This window comes from Nonomuraea sp. NPDC049624 (genome assembly GCF_040675255.1).
Taxonomy (GTDB): Bacteria; Actinomycetota; Actinomycetes; order Streptosporangiales; family Streptosporangiaceae; genus Nonomuraea.
Genome location: NZ_JBFAOR010000002.1, coordinates 628,693 through 643,936, shown reverse-complemented (window position 1 = coordinate 643,936; position 15,244 = coordinate 628,693). Strand labels below are relative to the sequence as shown.

The window sequence follows — 15,244 nt, the reverse complement described above, 5'->3', positions numbered from 1 at the left end:
GAAGGTTCCACCGTATGGAAACGGGCATGACCCGCGCGTTAATCTACCTGCGGATTTCGTTGCGGTTACACAACGGTTCTGCGGATCTCGATTTTCTTGCATAGTGCTGCGACCGATTCGCTTGGCAAACCGCAGGTGAAGATGCACACTGTGGGGAGTTCGACACGAGGGAAGATAACCATGACGCAGCCGGAAAACGACGTCCTGAAGGCCGCGCAGGACAACCTGTGGTTGCACTTCACGAGGCACAGCGCCTACCAGGAGAACGAGATCCCGACCATCGTGCGCGGTGAGGGGTCCTATATCTACGACATCCACGGCAAGCGTTATCTCGACGGCCTGGCCGGGCTGTTCGTCGTCCAGGTCGGACACGGGCGTGCCGAGCTGGCCGAGGCCGCCGCCAAGCAGGCGCAGGAGCTGGCCTTCTTCCCGTTGTGGTCCTACGCGCACCCCAAGGCGGCCGAGCTGGCCACCCGCCTGGCCGAGCAGGCACCGGGCGAGCTGAACCGGGTCTTCTTCACCACCGGCGGCGGCGAGGCCGTCGAGACCGCGTGGAAGCTGGCCAAGCAGTACTACAAGCTCGTCGGCAAGCCGCTCAAGCACAAGGTCATCAGCCGCCAGATCGCCTACCACGGCACCCCGCAGGGCGCCCTGTCGATCACCGGCATCCCGGCGTTCAAGCAGATGTTCGAGCCCCTCGTGCCCGGTTCGGTGCGCGTTCCGAACACGAACTACTACCGCGCCGACGAGATCAGCGGCGTGCCCGGCATGTCGCCGGAGGAATACGGCATCTGGGCGGCCGACCGCGTGGCCCGCGCCATCGAGATGGAGGGCCCCGACACGGTGGCCGCCGTCTTCGCCGAGCCCGTCCAGAACGCCGGCGGCTGCTTCCCGCCGCCCCCCGGCTACTTCCAGCGCCTTCGCGAGATCTGCGACGAGTACGACGTGCTGCTCGTCTCCGACGAGGTCATCTGCGCCTTCGGCCGCCTCGGCACCATGTTCGGCGGCCAGAAGTTCGACTACGTGCCCGACATCATCACCTGCGCCAAGGGCATGACCAGCGGCTACTCGCCCATCGGCGCCATGATCGCGCACGAGCGGCTGTTCGAGCCGTTCAAGCAGGGCGACAACATGTTCGCCCACGGCTACACCTTCGGCGGCCACCCCGTGTCGGCCGCCGTGGCCCTCGCCAACCTCGACATCTTCGAGCGCGAGGACCTGCTCGGCCACGTCACCAAGAACGAGCCCCTCTTCCAGGCCGCCCTCGACGACCTGCGCGACCTGCCGATCGTCGGCGACGTGCGGGGCTCGGGCTACTTCTGGGGCATCGAGCTGGTCAAGGACAAGGCCACCAAGGAGACGTTCAACGCCGAGGAGTCCGAGCGGTTGCTGCGCGGATTCCTGTCCAAGGCGCTGTTCGACGCCGGACTCTACTGCCGGGCGGACGACCGCGGCGACCCCGTGATCCAGCTCGCGCCCCCGCTGATCGCGGGGCAGAAGGAGTTCGACGAGATCGGATCCATCCTGCGGGGCGTGCTCTCGGAAGCGTGGGCGCGCCTCTAACACCCTCCCCACCCGGTACGACGAAGTGCCGGTCTCCGAAAGGATCCCTACGATGAAGATCGGCGTCCCTGCCGAGGTCAAGAACCACGAATACCGTGTGGCGGTCACCCCCGCCGGTGTTCACGAGCTGGTGCGGAACAGTCACGACGTCACCGTCCAGCGAGGTGCCGGCCTCGGCTCACACATCACCGACGAGGAGTACCTCGCCGCGGGCGCGAAGATCCTCGACAACGCCGACGCCGTCTGGGCGGGGGCGGACATGGTCCTGAAGGTCAAGGAGCCCATCGCCGAGGAGTACCACCGCCTGCGCGAGGGCCTGGTGCTGTTCACCTACCTGCACCTGGCCGCCTCCCGTCCGTGCACCGACGCCCTGCTGGCCGCCAGGACGACCGGCATCGCGTACGAGACCGTGCAGGTGGGCCACACGCTGCCGCTGCTCGCCCCGATGTCGGAGGTCGCGGGCCGGCTCGCGCCGCAGGTGGGCGCCTACAACCTCATGCGCTTCAACGGCGGCCGGGGCGTGCTGCCCGGCGGGGTGCCCGGCGTGGCCCCCGCCAAGGTCGTCGTCATCGGCGGCGGCGTCTCGGGCCTCAACGCGGCGCAGATCGCCGTCGGCATGGGCGCGGACGTGACCGTGCTCGACACCAACATCGACCGGCTCCGCCACATCGACGCCATCTACCAGGGCCGGCTGAAGACCCTCGTGTCCACCTCGTACGCGATCGAGCGCGAGGTGCTGCAGGCCGACCTGGTCATCGGCGCGGTGCTGATCCCCGGCGCCAAGGCCCCGACGCTGGTCTCCAACGACCTGGTCGCGCGGATGAAGCCGGGCTCGGTGCTCGTGGACATCGCCATCGACCAGGGCGGCTGCTTCGAGGACTCGCGGCCGACCACGCACGCCGAGCCGACGTACACGGTGCACGGGTCGATCTTCTACTGCGTGGCCAACATGCCCGGCTCGGTGGCCAACACCTCCACCTACGCCCTGACCAACGCGACGCTCCCGTACGCGGTCAAGCTGGCCAACCTGGGCTGGCGCGACGCGCTGAAGGCCGACCAGGGCCTCGCGGGCGGTCTGAACACCCATGACGGCGTGCTCACCAACGAGCCGGTCGCCCAGGCGCTGGGGCTGCCGTACACGCCGGTCGCCGACGTTCTCTGATCGTCCTCCAGGGGCGCGGCCGGCGGTCGCGCCCCTAACACACTCCCAGGCGGCGCCGCAGGTCACGGGCGGTGGCGAGGACGTGCTGGATCTCGCCGGTGCCCGGCCACGGCGCGCTGCCGGGGCGCAGCAGCGTGCCGCGCACCGACGCCAGGTGCTCGACCGCGCTGCGGTGCACCCCGCTCCGCTCCACCAGCCAGCCGACCACGTCGGAGTGGTCGTGCAGCGGCCTGGTCACCAGGTCCCAGGTGCCCAGCACCTCCGTCAGGTCGGGCACCGACAGCGGCACGCCGCCCCTGCGGCCGGTGGCCGCCGCGGCCAGCTCGGCGCGGGCGGCCAGCTCGGGCTCGGCGGTGCGCGCCCACGCCTGCGGCGGCGGGTCGGCCAGCCACTCCTCGGCCTCGCCCAGCTCGCCGGCCACCGTCAGCAGCCCGCCCAGCTCGACCGCCGCGCCGTGGTGGCCCGCCCGCGCCGCCTGGCGGAACCAGTGGCGGCCGCCGGCCAGATCGCCGAACTCGGCGATCAGCAGCAGGCCGTAGTTGAAGGCGGACTCGGCGTCGCCGCCCGCCGCCGCCCTGCCGAACCAGTGGCTGGCGGCCGGGGTGTCGCCGAGCTCCACGCAGACGAACCCGGCCATGCGCTGGTCCTCCAGCCGCCCGGCCGCGGCCGCCCGCTCGTACCAGGCGCGGGCCGTACGCAGGTCGCCGCGGGACAGGGCGATGGCGCCGAGCCGGGAGGCGGCGCCCGGGTGCTCGTTCTTGGCGGCCAGCCGGTAGTAGGCCTCGGCGCCCTCGGGGTCGCGGCTGGCGTGCAGGTAGAGGCCCATGCAGTGGGCGGAATCGGCGTGGCCGCCGCGGGCGGCGTACTCCCACCAGCGCACGGTCTCCTCGTCCTCGCCGGCCGAGTAGGCCAGGAAGCCGAGGTCGTGGGCCGAGGCCAGGTCGCCGTCGTCGGCCGCCCTGCGGTGCCACTCGCGGGCCACGCCGGTCTCGCCGGTGTCCTCGCACAGCAGGGCCAGCCGGCGGGCTGCGGAACGTGACCCGGCCAGGGCCGAGCGTTCGAACCAGGCTCTGGCGGCCCCGGCGTCGCCGCGCTGTTCCAGCAGGAGCGTGGCGAGATTGGCGGCGGCCTCCGCGTCGCCGGTGGCCGCGGCGGTCTCGTACCAGATGACCGCCTCCTCCAGGCTGCCGTGCTTCTCGTGCCAGACGCCCAGGTTGTAGGCGCTGTCGACGTTGCCGCCCGCGGCCGCCAGCTCCCACCAGAGCCGGGCCGCCGCGCGGTCGCCGCGCTGGGCGTAGAGCTTGCCGAGCCGGTGGGCCGCCTGGGCGTCGCCCTGCTGCGCGGCCACCAGCAACTCCGGCTCGTCACCCACCCGTGGCGCCGGAACGGCCGGCGTCGCCACCTCTCCCTGCCACCAGGCCATGGCGACAGAGTGGCACGTGATCATACGTTCGCGAACCGTAATCGCAGACAACGGCCCTAGGAGAACCTGATGAACCCCGAATACATCCCCATCCCGCACACGTAACGCAGCGAGCCGGGGCGGTGGGGCGGCAGCCGTACGGTGGCGGGCAGCGCCACGTCGCGCCCGTCGATGGTGAGAGTGCCCGTGCAGCCCGGATCGACCAGTTTGAAGATGACCTCGACCGGTACGTTCGCCGGGACGGACACGGCGGCGGGCCGGTAGCCCTCGCGGGTGGCGTAGACGGTGACGGTCCGGGCGGCGGGCCCCGCGGCGGCCGGTGCTGCCTCCCACGTCCAGCCGCCCAGGTTGAGCCCGGCCACGACGGTCCAGAGCCCGGCGGCGACGGCGACGACCCCGGCGTACCTGGCCAGCCGGGTGCGGGAGATCCGCCGCAGCACGTAGCCGAGCAGCGCGAACGCCGGCGCCGTGCCGACCACGAACCCCGCCATGGCCGCCGCGCCCGCCAGCGGCGAGCCGCTGGAGACGGCGAGCATCTCCATGCCGATCGTCACCCCGCAGGGCACGAGGACGGTGGCCGCCCCCAGCAGCGGCGCCCGGTAACCGGACGGCCGGACGGGCTCGGCGCACGCGTGCCCCCCGCCGCGCATGAGCCGGATCGCGAACACGATCACGGCGCAGCCGCCCGCGACCAGGAGCACGGCCCGCGCCCGCGGCGGCAGGCCGACCGCCGAGCCGAGCAGCCCGAGCAGCGCCCCCACCAGCGTGTACGCGGCCAGCCGGCCGGCCAGGAACCAGGCCACCAGCGCCGGGTCGCGGCCGGGGCGGTGGCCGGCCAGGCCCACGAGCAGCCCGCCCTGGGCGGCCGTGCACGAGGCGGTGCCGGCCACCAGCCCGGCTGCCACGCCCCCGGCGAACAGGGTGACCGCCTCCACGTCCAGCCCTCCCCGTGCTCGCTCACGATGCTTTCGGGGGAAACGTAACGCGGCAGGCCGGATGCGGCCAGTGACAGTTCTTGTACCCTTAGTGATGTTTAGGTGGTTGCGCCCTTGAGCACGGACATCTTCTCGAAGAACTCGTCGTCGCCCATCTCGCCACGGGCGTACCGCTCGGCCAGGATCCGCTCCGCCGACGCGGTGGGCCGGTCGGGCACGGCCGCCGGGCGACGCCCCCACCAGCCCTTGCGGCGGGCGGTGACGGCGAGCGCGATGAGCGCGACCCAGAACAGGCCCCAGAAGACCGGGAAGACCGGCCAGAGATGCGGATGCATGACTTCCTCCTTCGTCCTGCCTCCAGGGTCCGCCCTCCGGCGGCGCGGCGCATCGCCCGCCGGGAGCCGCCGCCGCTGCGCCCGGGGGAGTGCTCAGGCGGCCCCGGCGTACGCCCGAGGAGGTAGCGCGCCGGTGCGTCTCATCGTCCGAAGGACGGGTGCGCCTCGGGCCGCCGGGCCTCGATGAGGAACCTGGACGAATGGGCGACGAACGGGCCCTCGGCCTCGATGAGCTCGTGCAGCTCGCGCAGCCTGTCGCCGTAGCGGCCGACCGAGAAGCCCGGCACGATCCAGATCACCTTGCGCAGGAAATAGATCACCGCGCCGATGTCGCGGAACTCCATCCGCAGCCGCTCGGCCCGCAGGTCGACCACCTCCAGCCCGGCCGCCTCCGCCTCCGCCACGGCCTGGCGCGGGTCGCGGGCCGAGCCGTCCTGCGGGCCCATGAAGAACTCCGTCAGCTCGAACACGCTGCGCGGGCCGACCTGCTGCGAGAAGTACGACCCTCCGGGACGCAGCACCCGGGCGATCTCCGACCACCAGGTCGCCACCGGATGGCGGCTGACCACCAGGTCGAAGACGCCGTCGCGGAACGGCAGGCGCGGCTCGTCGTCGTCGGCCACCACGTACGCCCCGCGCGGGCGCAGCCGGGCGGCGGCCAGCGCCAGGTTGGGCGGCCACGACTCGGTCGCCACCGTCACCTTCGGCAACGTGGGCAGCCCGGCCAGGATCTCGCCGCCGCCGGTCTGGACGTCGAGCGCCGCCTGCGCCCCCGCCATCCGCCCGGCCAGCAGACGGGAGTAGCCCCACGAGGGCCGCTCCTCGGTGGCCCGGCCCTCCAGCCAGGAGAAGTCCCAGCCGGCCACGGACACCGTGTCGGCCTCCTCGACCAGGTCATCGTATGTACGCCGCATCCTCCGACCATGTCAGCGCCCGGGCCGCGGCTTCAACCGGATTTCCCCCGTGTCGCCGATCAGGCGACCCGGGCGCGGACGGCTGCCCGGTCGATCCCGAGCTGGTCGATCAGCCGGGCCACCGGGTCGTGGCGATCGCGCTCCAGGAGGGCGAGCAGGAGGTGGCGGGGCGCCTGCGGCCTGGTCTTCCGGCGGGTGGCCCCGATGGCGGCGTTGACCACCGCGCGGGCGCTCGACGTGAGCGCGGTGCCGGGCACCGGCGGATGCCGGCGGGGCGTCGCGCGCGGTGCCTGGCCGAGGTCGAGGCCGATCGAGCGCAGCGCCTCGCGGTCGAGCTCGTCGAGCGCGGCGCGCGCCCCGGCCAGGTCGACGCCGAGCGCCCGCGCCGGCTCGGCGGCGGGATCGTGCAGCAGGCCGAGCAGCAGGTGCTCGGTGCCGAGCCGCCGGTCGCCGCGCTGCCTGGCCTCGTCGAGCGCCGCGCTGACGACGGCGGCGAAGGGGCTCTTCTCCTTGCCGAACATGGCGATCCTCACTTTCCGTATCTGGCGTGCACGGACTGCCGCGACATGCCGAGCGCGTCGCCGATCTGTTCCCAGGTCCAGCCCTGCTCCCTGGCCGCGGCCACCGACGCCGCCTCGACCTGCTCGGCCAGCCGGTGCAGCGCGCCCACCGCCCGCAGGCCGAGAGCGGGGTCGTTCGACCTGATGCGTTGAGACAGCTCTTCCATGTCCACGCTGTCAGGCTAGATTGACAGGGCCGATTCTGTCAATCTAGCCTGACAGGCATGGACGACGTGATGATCGTGGGAGCGGGCCCGGTCGGGCTCATGCTCGCGGGCGAGCTGGCGCTGGCCGGCTTACGCCCGATCGTGCTGGACAAACGCCCGGAGCCGAGCGAGCTGCCCAAGGCCAACGGGCTCGCCGGGCAGATCGTGGAGCTGCTCGGCCACCGCGGCCTGCTCGGCCTCCTCGCCGAGGGCAGCGGCTTCGCCGGGCCCGCCCCGGGGTTCCCGTTCGGGCAGGTGCCGCTGCGCTTCGCCGGGCACGACGACATGCCGCTGCGGCTGCTGCTGATCCAGCAGCCCCGGCTGGAACGGCTGCTGACCGAGCGGGCCGCCCGGCTCGGGGCCGAGATCAGGCGCGGCCACGAGGTCCGCGGCCTGGCCCAGGACGAGGAGGGCGTCACGCTGGAGCTGTCCACCGGCCGGGCCCGTGCCCGGTACGTGGTCGGCTGCGACGGCGGGCACAGCACCGTCCGCGCCCTGGCGGGCATCGGCTTCCCCGGCACCACCGACGACGAGGTGCTGCGGCTCGGCCACTTCGCCCGGGACGAGCAGGGCCCGTTCCAGGCGCCGCGCGTCGAGGGCCTGGAACCCGGCTGGAACCGCACCCCGGCCGGCCGCCTGCTGCTCACCTCGTTGCGGCCCGGCGTGCTCATCGCGGGCGTGCGCGAGCGCGGCACGCTGCCCGGCGGCCCGGTGACGCCGGACGACTTCCGCGCGGCCGTACGCCGGGTGATCGGGCGGGACCTGCCGCTGGGCGAGCCGATCTGGCTGTCCGGCACGGTCGCGCAGGCCCGGCTCGCCGACCGTTACCGGGCCGGACGGGTGTTCCTGGCCGGGGACGCCGCCCACCTGTTCCCGGCCGGCGGGTCGGCGCTCAACGTCGGCCTGACGGAGGCGGCCAACCTGGCCTGGAAACTGGCCGCCGTGCTGCTCGGACGGGTGCCCGCCGGGCTGCTCGACACCTACGAGGAGGAGCGCCGTCCGGTGGCCGCGCGGGCACTCGCGCAGACCCGCGCCCAGGCGGCCCTGGAACGGGCCCCCGGCGAGGACGGCGAGGCCCTGCGTGCGCTGCTGGCCGAGCTGTTCGCCGACGAGCAGCCGCTGCGCCGGCTCGCCGCGCTCCTGCACGGCTCCGACACCCGCTACCCGCCCGCGCGCGGGCTGGAGCACCCGCACCCGCTCGCCGGCCGGTTCCTCCCCGACCTGCCGCTGAGCACGGCGGGGGAGCAGCGGCTGTCCGGGCTGCTGCGGGCCGGACGGCCGGTGCTGCTCGACCTCCGCGACGGACCGGCCCCCGCGTTGCCCGAGGGCGGGTGGATCGACGTGGTGCGGGCGCGGTGCGCCGAGCCGCCCGCCGACGTGCTGCTCGTCCGCCCCGACGGGTACGTGGCCTGGGCCGGGACCGGCGGCCTGGCCGAGGCGGCGCGGGCCTGGTTCGGGGCGGGACCGGCCGCCGTCAGAGCCAGCCCGGCCTGACCAGCCCGGACTCGTAGGCGATGACCACGAGCTGGGCGCGGTCGCGGGCGTGCAGCTTCATCATGGCCCGGCTGACGTGGGTCTTGGCCGTGGCCGGCGACATGAACAGCTTGGCGGCGATCTCGTCGTTGGTCATGCCCGTGCCGACCAGGGAGAGCACTTCGCGCTCGCGTTCGGTGAGCTGGTCCAGGCCCTGGGTGGCGACCGGCTCCTTGGCGCGGGAGGCGTACTCGGCGATCAGCCGCCGGGTCACGCTCGGCGACAGCAGCGCCTCGCCCGCCGCCACCACCCGCACGGCCTGGATCAGCTCGGCCGGCTCGGTGTCCTTGACCAGGAAGCCGGACGCGCCGCCGCGCAGCGCCTCGAAGACGTACTCGTCCAGCTCGAAGGTGGTCAGGATGATGATGTGCGGCCCGGGCGGCATCCGGCGGGTGGCGGTCAGGCCGTCGGTGCCGGGCATGCGGATGTCCATCAGCACGACGTCCGGGGCGTGCTCGCCGGCCAGGCGCACCGCCTCCGCGCCGTCGGCCGCCTCGGCCACCACGGTCATGTCGGGCTGGGCGTCCAGCAGGGCCTTGAAGCCCGCCCGGACCAGCGCCTGGTCGTCGGCGAGCAACACCTTGATCACGTTGGGTTCTCCTCGGGTAGGGGCAGGCGGGCCTCGACCTGGAAGCCGCCGCCCGACGGGCCGGCGACGAGCGTGCCGCCCAGGGCGGAGGCGCGCTCGCGCATGCCGGGGATGCCGTTGCCGCTGCCCTCCTCCGACAGCACGGCGGGCTTGGTCGCCCCCGTGTCGGCGACCACGATGACCAGCTCCGCGGCGCCGTACTCCAGGCGTACCGACACCCGCGAGCCGGGCGCGTGGCGGGCGGCGTTGGTGAGCGACTCCTGCACGATCCGGTACGCGGCCCGCTCGACCTGCGGCGGCAGCGGCCGCGACCCCACCCGCCTGAGCGAGACCTCCATCCCCGACCGCTGGACGAGGTCGTCGAGCCGGTCGAGCCCGGCCGTCGGGGAACGCGGGGCGCCCTCGCGCAGCACGTTGAGCACCGAGCGCATCTCGCCCAGCACCTCCTTGGACGCCGTCTTGATCGTGGCCAGGGCCGAGCGGGCCTGTTCGGGGTTGGCGTCGATGAGGTGCAGCGCGGTGCTGGCCTGCACGTGGATGAGCGAGATGTTGTGCGCGAGCACGTCGTGCAGCTCCTGGGCCATGGTCAGGCGCTCCTCGCTGGCCTGCCGCCTGGCCTCCTCCTCCGCGACGCGCTCGCGCTCGGCCTGGCGCTCCCTGACGATCCTGACCAGCTCGGCCACGACCATGAACAGCAGGATGAACGCCAGGATCGCCACGCTGTGGAACAGGTCGCGGTTGCCCACCCACCAGGCGTAGCTGAGCAGCGAGGCCACCGTCATGGTCGCCATCGTCCAGGCCATCAGCCGCCTTCCCCCCGTGACCAGGAGGAACAGCAGGACGCCCGGGCTGAGGAAGGCGGGGCCGTAGGCGTAGCCGCCGATGAGGAACAGGTCCATCGCGGCGAGCGCGACGGAGACCGTCAGCAGCGGGAACCGCCTGCGAAAGAGGATGGTCAGCGGCCCGACCAGCAGCAACGCGTACGCGTAGGGGTCGAGCGGCTCCCGCAGGAGGCGCTGCTGGCCCCACGTCGCACCTTGGGCGATCACCAATTGGGCGACCGCCACGATCAGGGCGAGATAAGGGTCGAAACCGGACTTCCAGCGCACGCCTCCACGCTAGGCCACCTGCGGCGCCCGCGACATCATCCCCTTGTCCGAGGGGGCCCTACCACGACGGGCGTAGCTGGGTCATCGTGGACACCATGCGCCGTGTGATCTTCTCCGCAGCAGCAGTCCTCATCTCACTCCTGCCCGCCGCGCCCGCGTCGGCGGGCCCCCACGCGTCGGCGGGCCCCCACGCGTCGGCGGGCCCCCACGCGTCGGTGGGCCCCCAGCAGAAGGCCCCGGTCGCCGAGGGGTACGGAGGCGCCGTCGCCACCGTCGACCTCGACGCCAGCAAGGCCGCGATCTCCGTGCTGAGACGCGGGGGCAACGCCGTCGACGCGGCCGTGGCCGCCGGAGCCGTGCTCGGGGTGACCGAGCCGTACTCGGCCGGCCTGACCGGCGGCGGCTTCATGGTGTTGTACGACGCCAGGCAGCGCAAGGTCGTCACCATCGACGGCCGCGAGACCGCCCCGCGCGCGATGACCGCGTCCAGCTTCGAGGGCATCCCGTTCGACGAGGGCGTCACCAGCGGCCTGTCGGCGGGCGTGCCCGGCACGCTGGCGCACTGGGACCTGGCCCTGCGCCGGTTCGGCACCCTCTCGCTCGGCCAGGCGCTCCAGCCCGCCATCGAGGTGGCCTCCCGCGGCTTCGTCGTGGACCAGACGTTCCACGACCAGACCGCCGCGAACGCCGGCCGCTTCAAGGACATCGCCTCGACGGCCCGGCTCTACCTGCCGAACGGCGCCCCGCCGCCGGTCGGCTCGGTGTTCAAGAACCCGGAGCTGGCGAACACGTACCGGGAACTGGCCCGGCGCGGCCCCGGCTGGCTGTACGGCGGCGGGCTCGGCGCGGAGATCGTGGCCACGGTGAAGAAGCCGCCGGTCACCCCCGGCAGCACCCGCAACGTCAGGCCCGGCCTGATGGAGCTGTCGGACCTGCGGGACTACCGCGCCCTCCTGCGCGAGCCCACCAAGATCTCCTACAACGGCATGGACGTCTACGGCATGGCCCCGCCGTCCTCGGGCGGCTCGACCGTCGGCGAGGCGCTCAACATCCTCGAAGCCCTGCCCAAGGTGGGCCTGCACGAGTACCTGGAGGCGTCCAGGCTGGCCTTCGCCGACCGCAACGCCTACGTCGGCGACATCCCCGGCGTGCCGCTGCGCGAGCTGCTGTCCGACGGGTTCGCCAAGGAGCGCGCCTGCCTGATCGGCGACCGGGCCCTGACCAGCCCGGTCGCCCCCGGCAGCCCCGACGGCACGTACGGCGCCTGCGCCACCCCGACCGGCACCGCGACCCCGATCGCGGACGAGGGGCCGGAGACCACGCACCTGGTCGTCGCCGACCGCTGGGGCAACGTGGTCGCCTACAACCTCACCATCGAGTCGACCGGCGGCAACGGCATCGTGGTGCCGGGCCGCGGCGTGCTGCTCAACAACGAGCTGACCGACTTCACCTTCGGCCCCGCCCCCGGCGACCCCAACCTGCCCGGCCCCGGCAAGCGGCCGCGCTCGTCGATGGCGCCCACGCTGGTGTTCGACCACGGCAGGCCGGTGCTGGCCGCGGGCTCGCCGGGCGGCTCGACGATCATCACGACCGTGCTGCAGATCCTGGTCAACCGGTACGAATTCGGCATGAGCCTGCCCGACGCGCTCGCCGCGCCGCGGGCCACGCAGCGCAACACCGCCCAGACGCAGGCCGAGCAGGCGTTCCTCGACAAGTACCGGACCGAGCTGGAGGCCAAGGGCCACGGCTTCGTGCTGAACCCGGAGATCGGCGCGGCCACGGCGCTGGAACTGCGCGGCCACGGCCTGGTCCAGGCCGTCGCCGAGCCCGTACGGCGGGGCGGCGGCAGCGCCCTGGTCGTGAACCCGCGCTAGCGCGCACGGCGGCGGCCCCCCGCGGGCCGCCGCCCTCGCCGGGAGTCTCGGCTTGACTCCGGCATGAGGGAATGTTTGCCCAGGTCACGGGGTTGTAACGGGCATCGCGACGCGCCATGCCGCCGGGCGGAACCGCCTGACGAGTACGGCCACGGCCTCCAGCGGTACCCGCTGTGGGTGGCCCGCTACGGCAAGGGCCCCGGCCAGGTGACCGCCCCCGCCGACTGGAAGACCTGGACCATCCACCAGTACGCCGACGCGCCGGTGGACCAGAACGTCTCCGCGCTCACCCCCGTCCAGCTCAAGGCGCTGGGCCGCAGGTGACTCCTCAGTAGATGAGCTCGTACGCCTCCGGCCGCACCTTCCGCGTACGGGCCCAGTACTCGAAGGTGAAGCCCGGCCAGATCGTCCGGTTCACTCCGTGCTCGTCCAGATACCAGGAGCGGCAGCCGCCCGCGTTCCACACGAGCGGGTCCAGGCGCGCGCGCAGCCGGCGGTTGAAGGCGTCCTGGGCGTCCTTCCTGACGTCCAGCGCCCTGGCCTGGGTCCTGGAGAGCAGGCGCAGGCACTCGATGACGTAGCGGACCTGCGACTCGATCATGAAGACGACCGAGTTGTGCCCGAGGCCGGTGTTCGGGCCGAGCAGGAAGAACAGGTTCGGGAAGCCCGCGGTGGTGATGCCGTGGTAGGCCTCTATGCCGTTCTGCCAGGCGTCCTGGATCTTCAGGCCGTTCCGGCCGGTGATGCGCTGCTCGTGGAGGGCCTCGACGACCTTGAAGCCGGTGCCGTAGACGATCACGTCGGCCGGGTGCTCCTCGCCGGTCTCGGTCACGATCGAGCGGGGCCGGATCTCGGCGATGCCGTCGGTGACGAGGGTGACGTCCGGCCTGGTCAGGGCCGGGTAGTAGTCGCTGGAGATCAGCACGCGCTTGCAGCCGATCGTGTAGTCGGGCGTCAGCCTGCGGCGCAGGCCCGGATCGGGCACCTGCGCCGCCAGATGCCTGAGCGCCAGCGCCTCGTGCGCCTTCATCAGGCGCGGGTGCACCGCGAAGCCGAGCGCCCGGCTCTCCAGCGCCCAGTAGACGGCCGCGCGCAGGGCCCGCGCCATGCCCGGCAGGGCCAGGACGCGCCGGGCGGCGGGGGAGAAGGCGAAGTCGGGCTTGGGATGGATCCACGGCGGCGTGCGCTGGAAGACGGTCAGCTCGCGCACCCGGGGGGCGAGCTGGGGGACGAACTGGACGGCGGAGGCGCCGGTGCCGACGACGGCGACGCGCTTGCCGGTGAGGTCGACCGAGTGGTCCCATTCGGCGGAGTGGAAGGAGGGGCCGGCGAAGGATTCCCTCCCCACAATTTCCGGAAATTTCGGGATATGGAGGGCGCCGATGCCGGAAACGATGGCGTTCGTCCGCATGGTTGCGCCGTCGTCCGTGGTGACCGTCCAGTTCCGGCGGTCGTCGTCGTACTCCAGGGACGTGACGTGCTTGTTGTAGCGGATGTGGGGGGTCACTCCGTACTTGTCCGCGCACGTGCGTACGTAGTCCCGGATCTCGGCCTGCGGGGCGAACATCCGCGTCCAGCCGGGGTTGAGCTCGTACGAGTAGGAGTACATGTGCGACGGCACGTCGCACGCGCACCCGGGGTAGGTGTTGTCCCGCCAGGTGCCTCCGAGGTCGGCGGCCTTCTCCAGGATCACGAAGTCGTGGTAGCCCGCCTCCTTGAGCTTGATCGCCATGCCGATCCCGGCGAAGCCGGTGCCGATGATCACCACTCCTGGCTCAGCCACTGAACCTCCTGACCGGCTCGATGTCCGGTGTATTGGACATGTTGTCCAATGTAGTCAGCCGCTGGCTGCCGGTCCAGGGGGTGTCCAGATATGAGCCCGCCAAACCGACTGGCCGGTATGTCCAGCATGTGCGGAAACGGCAAAGACCCGCCACGGCGTCGGGGCGGGTGGGGTGACCGTATGCGGTTGGGTGTTAGCGGAGCAGCAGGAAGGCGGCGACGCCGATGATCACGACGGCCACGGCGACCGCGAGGATCGGCACCAGCGGCGACTTCTTGGGGGCCGCCGCGGCCTCCTGCTCCTGGCGCTGTGCGAAGGCGCGGAACTGCTGGGTGTTGCCCGCGGGATCGATATGCTGGTCAGACATGGCCAGCAGCCTAGCGCCATGACATGGTCCATTTGCACCCCTTTGCCACTACCTATAGGCATGGGCTGATGAGGGGACCACTCCACCCGGCGGATAGCTTTGAGGCATGCTCCGGACCCTGCTCTCACCCCGCGTCGTGGGGCTGCATCTGCTGACGATCGGGGTCCTCGTCGCCTTCATCCTGCTCGGCCGCTGGCAGCTCGGCGTGTTCCAGGACTCCGGCAAGCCGCACGCGGCCGTCGATCCGGCTCCCGTGGGGGTCGCCACGCTGGCCCAGGTGGGCGGGCAGATGGACGGCGAGGCCGTCGGCCGCAGGGTCGCCGCCGAGGGCACGTACGAGGCCGCCCGGCAGCTCCTGGTCGCCGACCGGCGGCCCGACGTCGACGCGCCCGGCGGCAACGTCTCGCGCGGCCACGGCTACTGGGTGCTCACCCCGATCAGGCTCGACGACGGCACGCTGATGCCGGTCGTGCGCGGCTGGGCGGCCGGCGCGGACGATCCGGGCGTCGCCGCCGTGCCGCAGGGCCGGGTCACGGTGCACGGGCGGCTGCGGGGCCAGCAGGGCACCGACAGCGTCCAGCGGCGGGCCGAGGGGCTGCCTCCGGGTCAGGTGCAGACCGTGTCCACCGGCGAGCTGATCAACCTGTGGGCCGGGCAGAAGCTGCGGACCGGCTTCATGGTGGCGCAGCCGCCGTCCGGCTCGCTCACGCAGGTGAAGATCCGGCCGCCGGAGGTCGGCGGCACGCTGACCTGGCGTAACCTGGCTTATGCCGCAAACTGGTGGATCTTCGCTGGATTCGCCGTCTTCATGTGGTTCCACTTCGTACGCGACGCCGTACGGGCGGATCGGGACCGCGACAAGTCCCCCGAGATGGTTCTGGAAGGTTAACG

General features: G+C 72.6%; 16 protein-coding genes. 6 read left to right on the top strand and 10 right to left on the bottom strand.

Annotated features, from left to right (window positions below; all coding sequences use genetic code 11):
- Positions 1 to 180 precede the first annotated feature (180 nt).
- Entirely contained in the window at positions 181 to 1,563 is a 1,383-nt protein-coding gene (locus AB0J76_RS09270; RefSeq protein ID WP_352326942.1) for an aspartate aminotransferase family protein, read from the top strand.
- A gap of 52 nt (positions 1,564 to 1,615) precedes the next feature.
- Positions 1,616 to 2,725, top strand: a complete 1,110-nt coding sequence (gene ald / locus AB0J76_RS09265; protein ID WP_352326943.1) for an alanine dehydrogenase — start codon at positions 1,616 to 1,618, stop codon at positions 2,723 to 2,725.
- A gap of 34 nt (positions 2,726 to 2,759) precedes the next feature.
- Here the strand turns inward: ald and AB0J76_RS09260 are convergent, their stop codons facing one another.
- The 6 genes from AB0J76_RS09260 to AB0J76_RS09235 all read right to left on the bottom strand — a co-directional run bounded on the left by AB0J76_RS09260 (position 2,760) and on the right by AB0J76_RS09235 (position 7,059).
- Entirely contained in the window at positions 2,760 to 4,148 is a 1,389-nt protein-coding gene (locus AB0J76_RS09260) for a tetratricopeptide repeat protein (protein ID WP_352326944.1), read from the bottom strand.
- A 56-nt stretch (positions 4,149 to 4,204) separates the two neighbouring features.
- A complete protein-coding gene (locus AB0J76_RS09255; RefSeq protein WP_352326945.1) occupies positions 4,205 to 5,083 on the bottom strand; it encodes a sulfite exporter TauE/SafE family protein in 879 nt (292 codons plus the stop codon).
- A gap of 98 nt (positions 5,084 to 5,181) precedes the next feature.
- Positions 5,182 to 5,418, bottom strand: a complete 237-nt coding sequence (locus tag AB0J76_RS09250; protein WP_352326946.1) for an SHOCT domain-containing protein — start codon at positions 5,416 to 5,418, stop codon at positions 5,182 to 5,184.
- A gap of 140 nt (positions 5,419 to 5,558) precedes the next feature.
- Positions 5,559 to 6,332, bottom strand: coding sequence for a class I SAM-dependent methyltransferase (locus tag AB0J76_RS09245; RefSeq protein WP_352326947.1), 774 nt, complete (start codon positions 6,330 to 6,332; stop codon positions 5,559 to 5,561).
- A 59-nt stretch (positions 6,333 to 6,391) separates the two neighbouring features.
- The gene (locus AB0J76_RS09240; RefSeq protein ID WP_357970469.1) at positions 6,392 to 6,853 is read right to left on the bottom strand and encodes a Clp protease N-terminal domain-containing protein; all 462 of its coding nucleotides are present in this window, start codon (positions 6,851 to 6,853) and stop codon (positions 6,392 to 6,394) included.
- A gap of 8 nt (positions 6,854 to 6,861) precedes the next feature.
- Positions 6,862 to 7,059 carry a helix-turn-helix domain-containing protein gene (locus AB0J76_RS09235; protein WP_352326953.1) on the bottom strand — a complete coding sequence of 66 codons (198 nt, stop codon included), beginning with the start codon at positions 7,057 to 7,059 and terminating at the stop codon, positions 6,862 to 6,864.
- A gap of 57 nt (positions 7,060 to 7,116) precedes the next feature.
- Between AB0J76_RS09235 and AB0J76_RS09230 the strand changes: the two genes are divergently transcribed.
- Complete coding sequence (locus AB0J76_RS09230) at positions 7,117 to 8,592, top strand: FAD-dependent monooxygenase (RefSeq protein ID WP_352326949.1); 1,476 nt, start codon at positions 7,117 to 7,119, stop codon at positions 8,590 to 8,592.
- On the opposite strand, the gene AB0J76_RS09225 is transcribed toward AB0J76_RS09230, so the two are convergent.
- Together AB0J76_RS09225 and AB0J76_RS09220 are read right to left on the bottom strand one after the other, a co-directional pair.
- On the bottom strand, positions 8,573 to 9,220 hold the full coding sequence (locus AB0J76_RS09225; RefSeq protein WP_352326950.1) for a response regulator transcription factor: 648 nt from the start codon (positions 9,218 to 9,220) through the stop codon (positions 8,573 to 8,575). The genes AB0J76_RS09230 and AB0J76_RS09225 overlap by 20 nt on opposite strands.
- Complete coding sequence (locus AB0J76_RS09220) at positions 9,217 to 10,329, bottom strand: sensor histidine kinase (protein ID WP_352326951.1); 1,113 nt, start codon at positions 10,327 to 10,329, stop codon at positions 9,217 to 9,219. Before AB0J76_RS09220 ends, AB0J76_RS09225 begins: the two co-directional genes overlap by 4 nt.
- A gap of 95 nt (positions 10,330 to 10,424) precedes the next feature.
- On the opposite strand from AB0J76_RS09220, the gene AB0J76_RS09215 reads away from it, so the two are divergent.
- Both AB0J76_RS09215 and AB0J76_RS09210 read left to right on the top strand, forming a co-directional pair.
- On the top strand, positions 10,425 to 12,203 hold the full coding sequence (locus AB0J76_RS09215) for a gamma-glutamyltransferase family protein (RefSeq protein WP_364389203.1): 1,779 nt from the start codon (positions 10,425 to 10,427) through the stop codon (positions 12,201 to 12,203).
- A 177-nt stretch (positions 12,204 to 12,380) separates the two neighbouring features.
- The gene (locus AB0J76_RS09210; protein WP_352322648.1) at positions 12,381 to 12,527 is read left to right on the top strand and encodes a hypothetical protein; all 147 of its coding nucleotides are present in this window, start codon (positions 12,381 to 12,383) and stop codon (positions 12,525 to 12,527) included.
- Between the two features lie 4 nt (positions 12,528 to 12,531).
- On the opposite strand, the gene AB0J76_RS09205 is transcribed toward AB0J76_RS09210, so the two are convergent.
- Positions 12,532 to 13,986 carry an NAD(P)/FAD-dependent oxidoreductase gene (locus AB0J76_RS09205; protein WP_352322647.1) on the bottom strand — a complete coding sequence of 485 codons (1,455 nt, stop codon included), beginning with the start codon at positions 13,984 to 13,986 and terminating at the stop codon, positions 12,532 to 12,534.
- A gap of 193 nt (positions 13,987 to 14,179) precedes the next feature.
- Positions 14,180 to 14,353 carry a hypothetical protein gene (locus tag AB0J76_RS09200; RefSeq protein ID WP_352322646.1) on the bottom strand — a complete coding sequence of 58 codons (174 nt, stop codon included), beginning with the start codon at positions 14,351 to 14,353 and terminating at the stop codon, positions 14,180 to 14,182.
- Between the two features lie 106 nt (positions 14,354 to 14,459).
- Here AB0J76_RS09200 and AB0J76_RS09195 point away from each other — a divergent pair, with 106 nt between their 5' ends.
- Complete coding sequence (locus AB0J76_RS09195; RefSeq protein ID WP_352322645.1) at positions 14,460 to 15,242, top strand: SURF1 family protein; 783 nt, start codon at positions 14,460 to 14,462, stop codon at positions 15,240 to 15,242.
- Positions 15,243 to 15,244 lie beyond the last annotated feature (2 nt).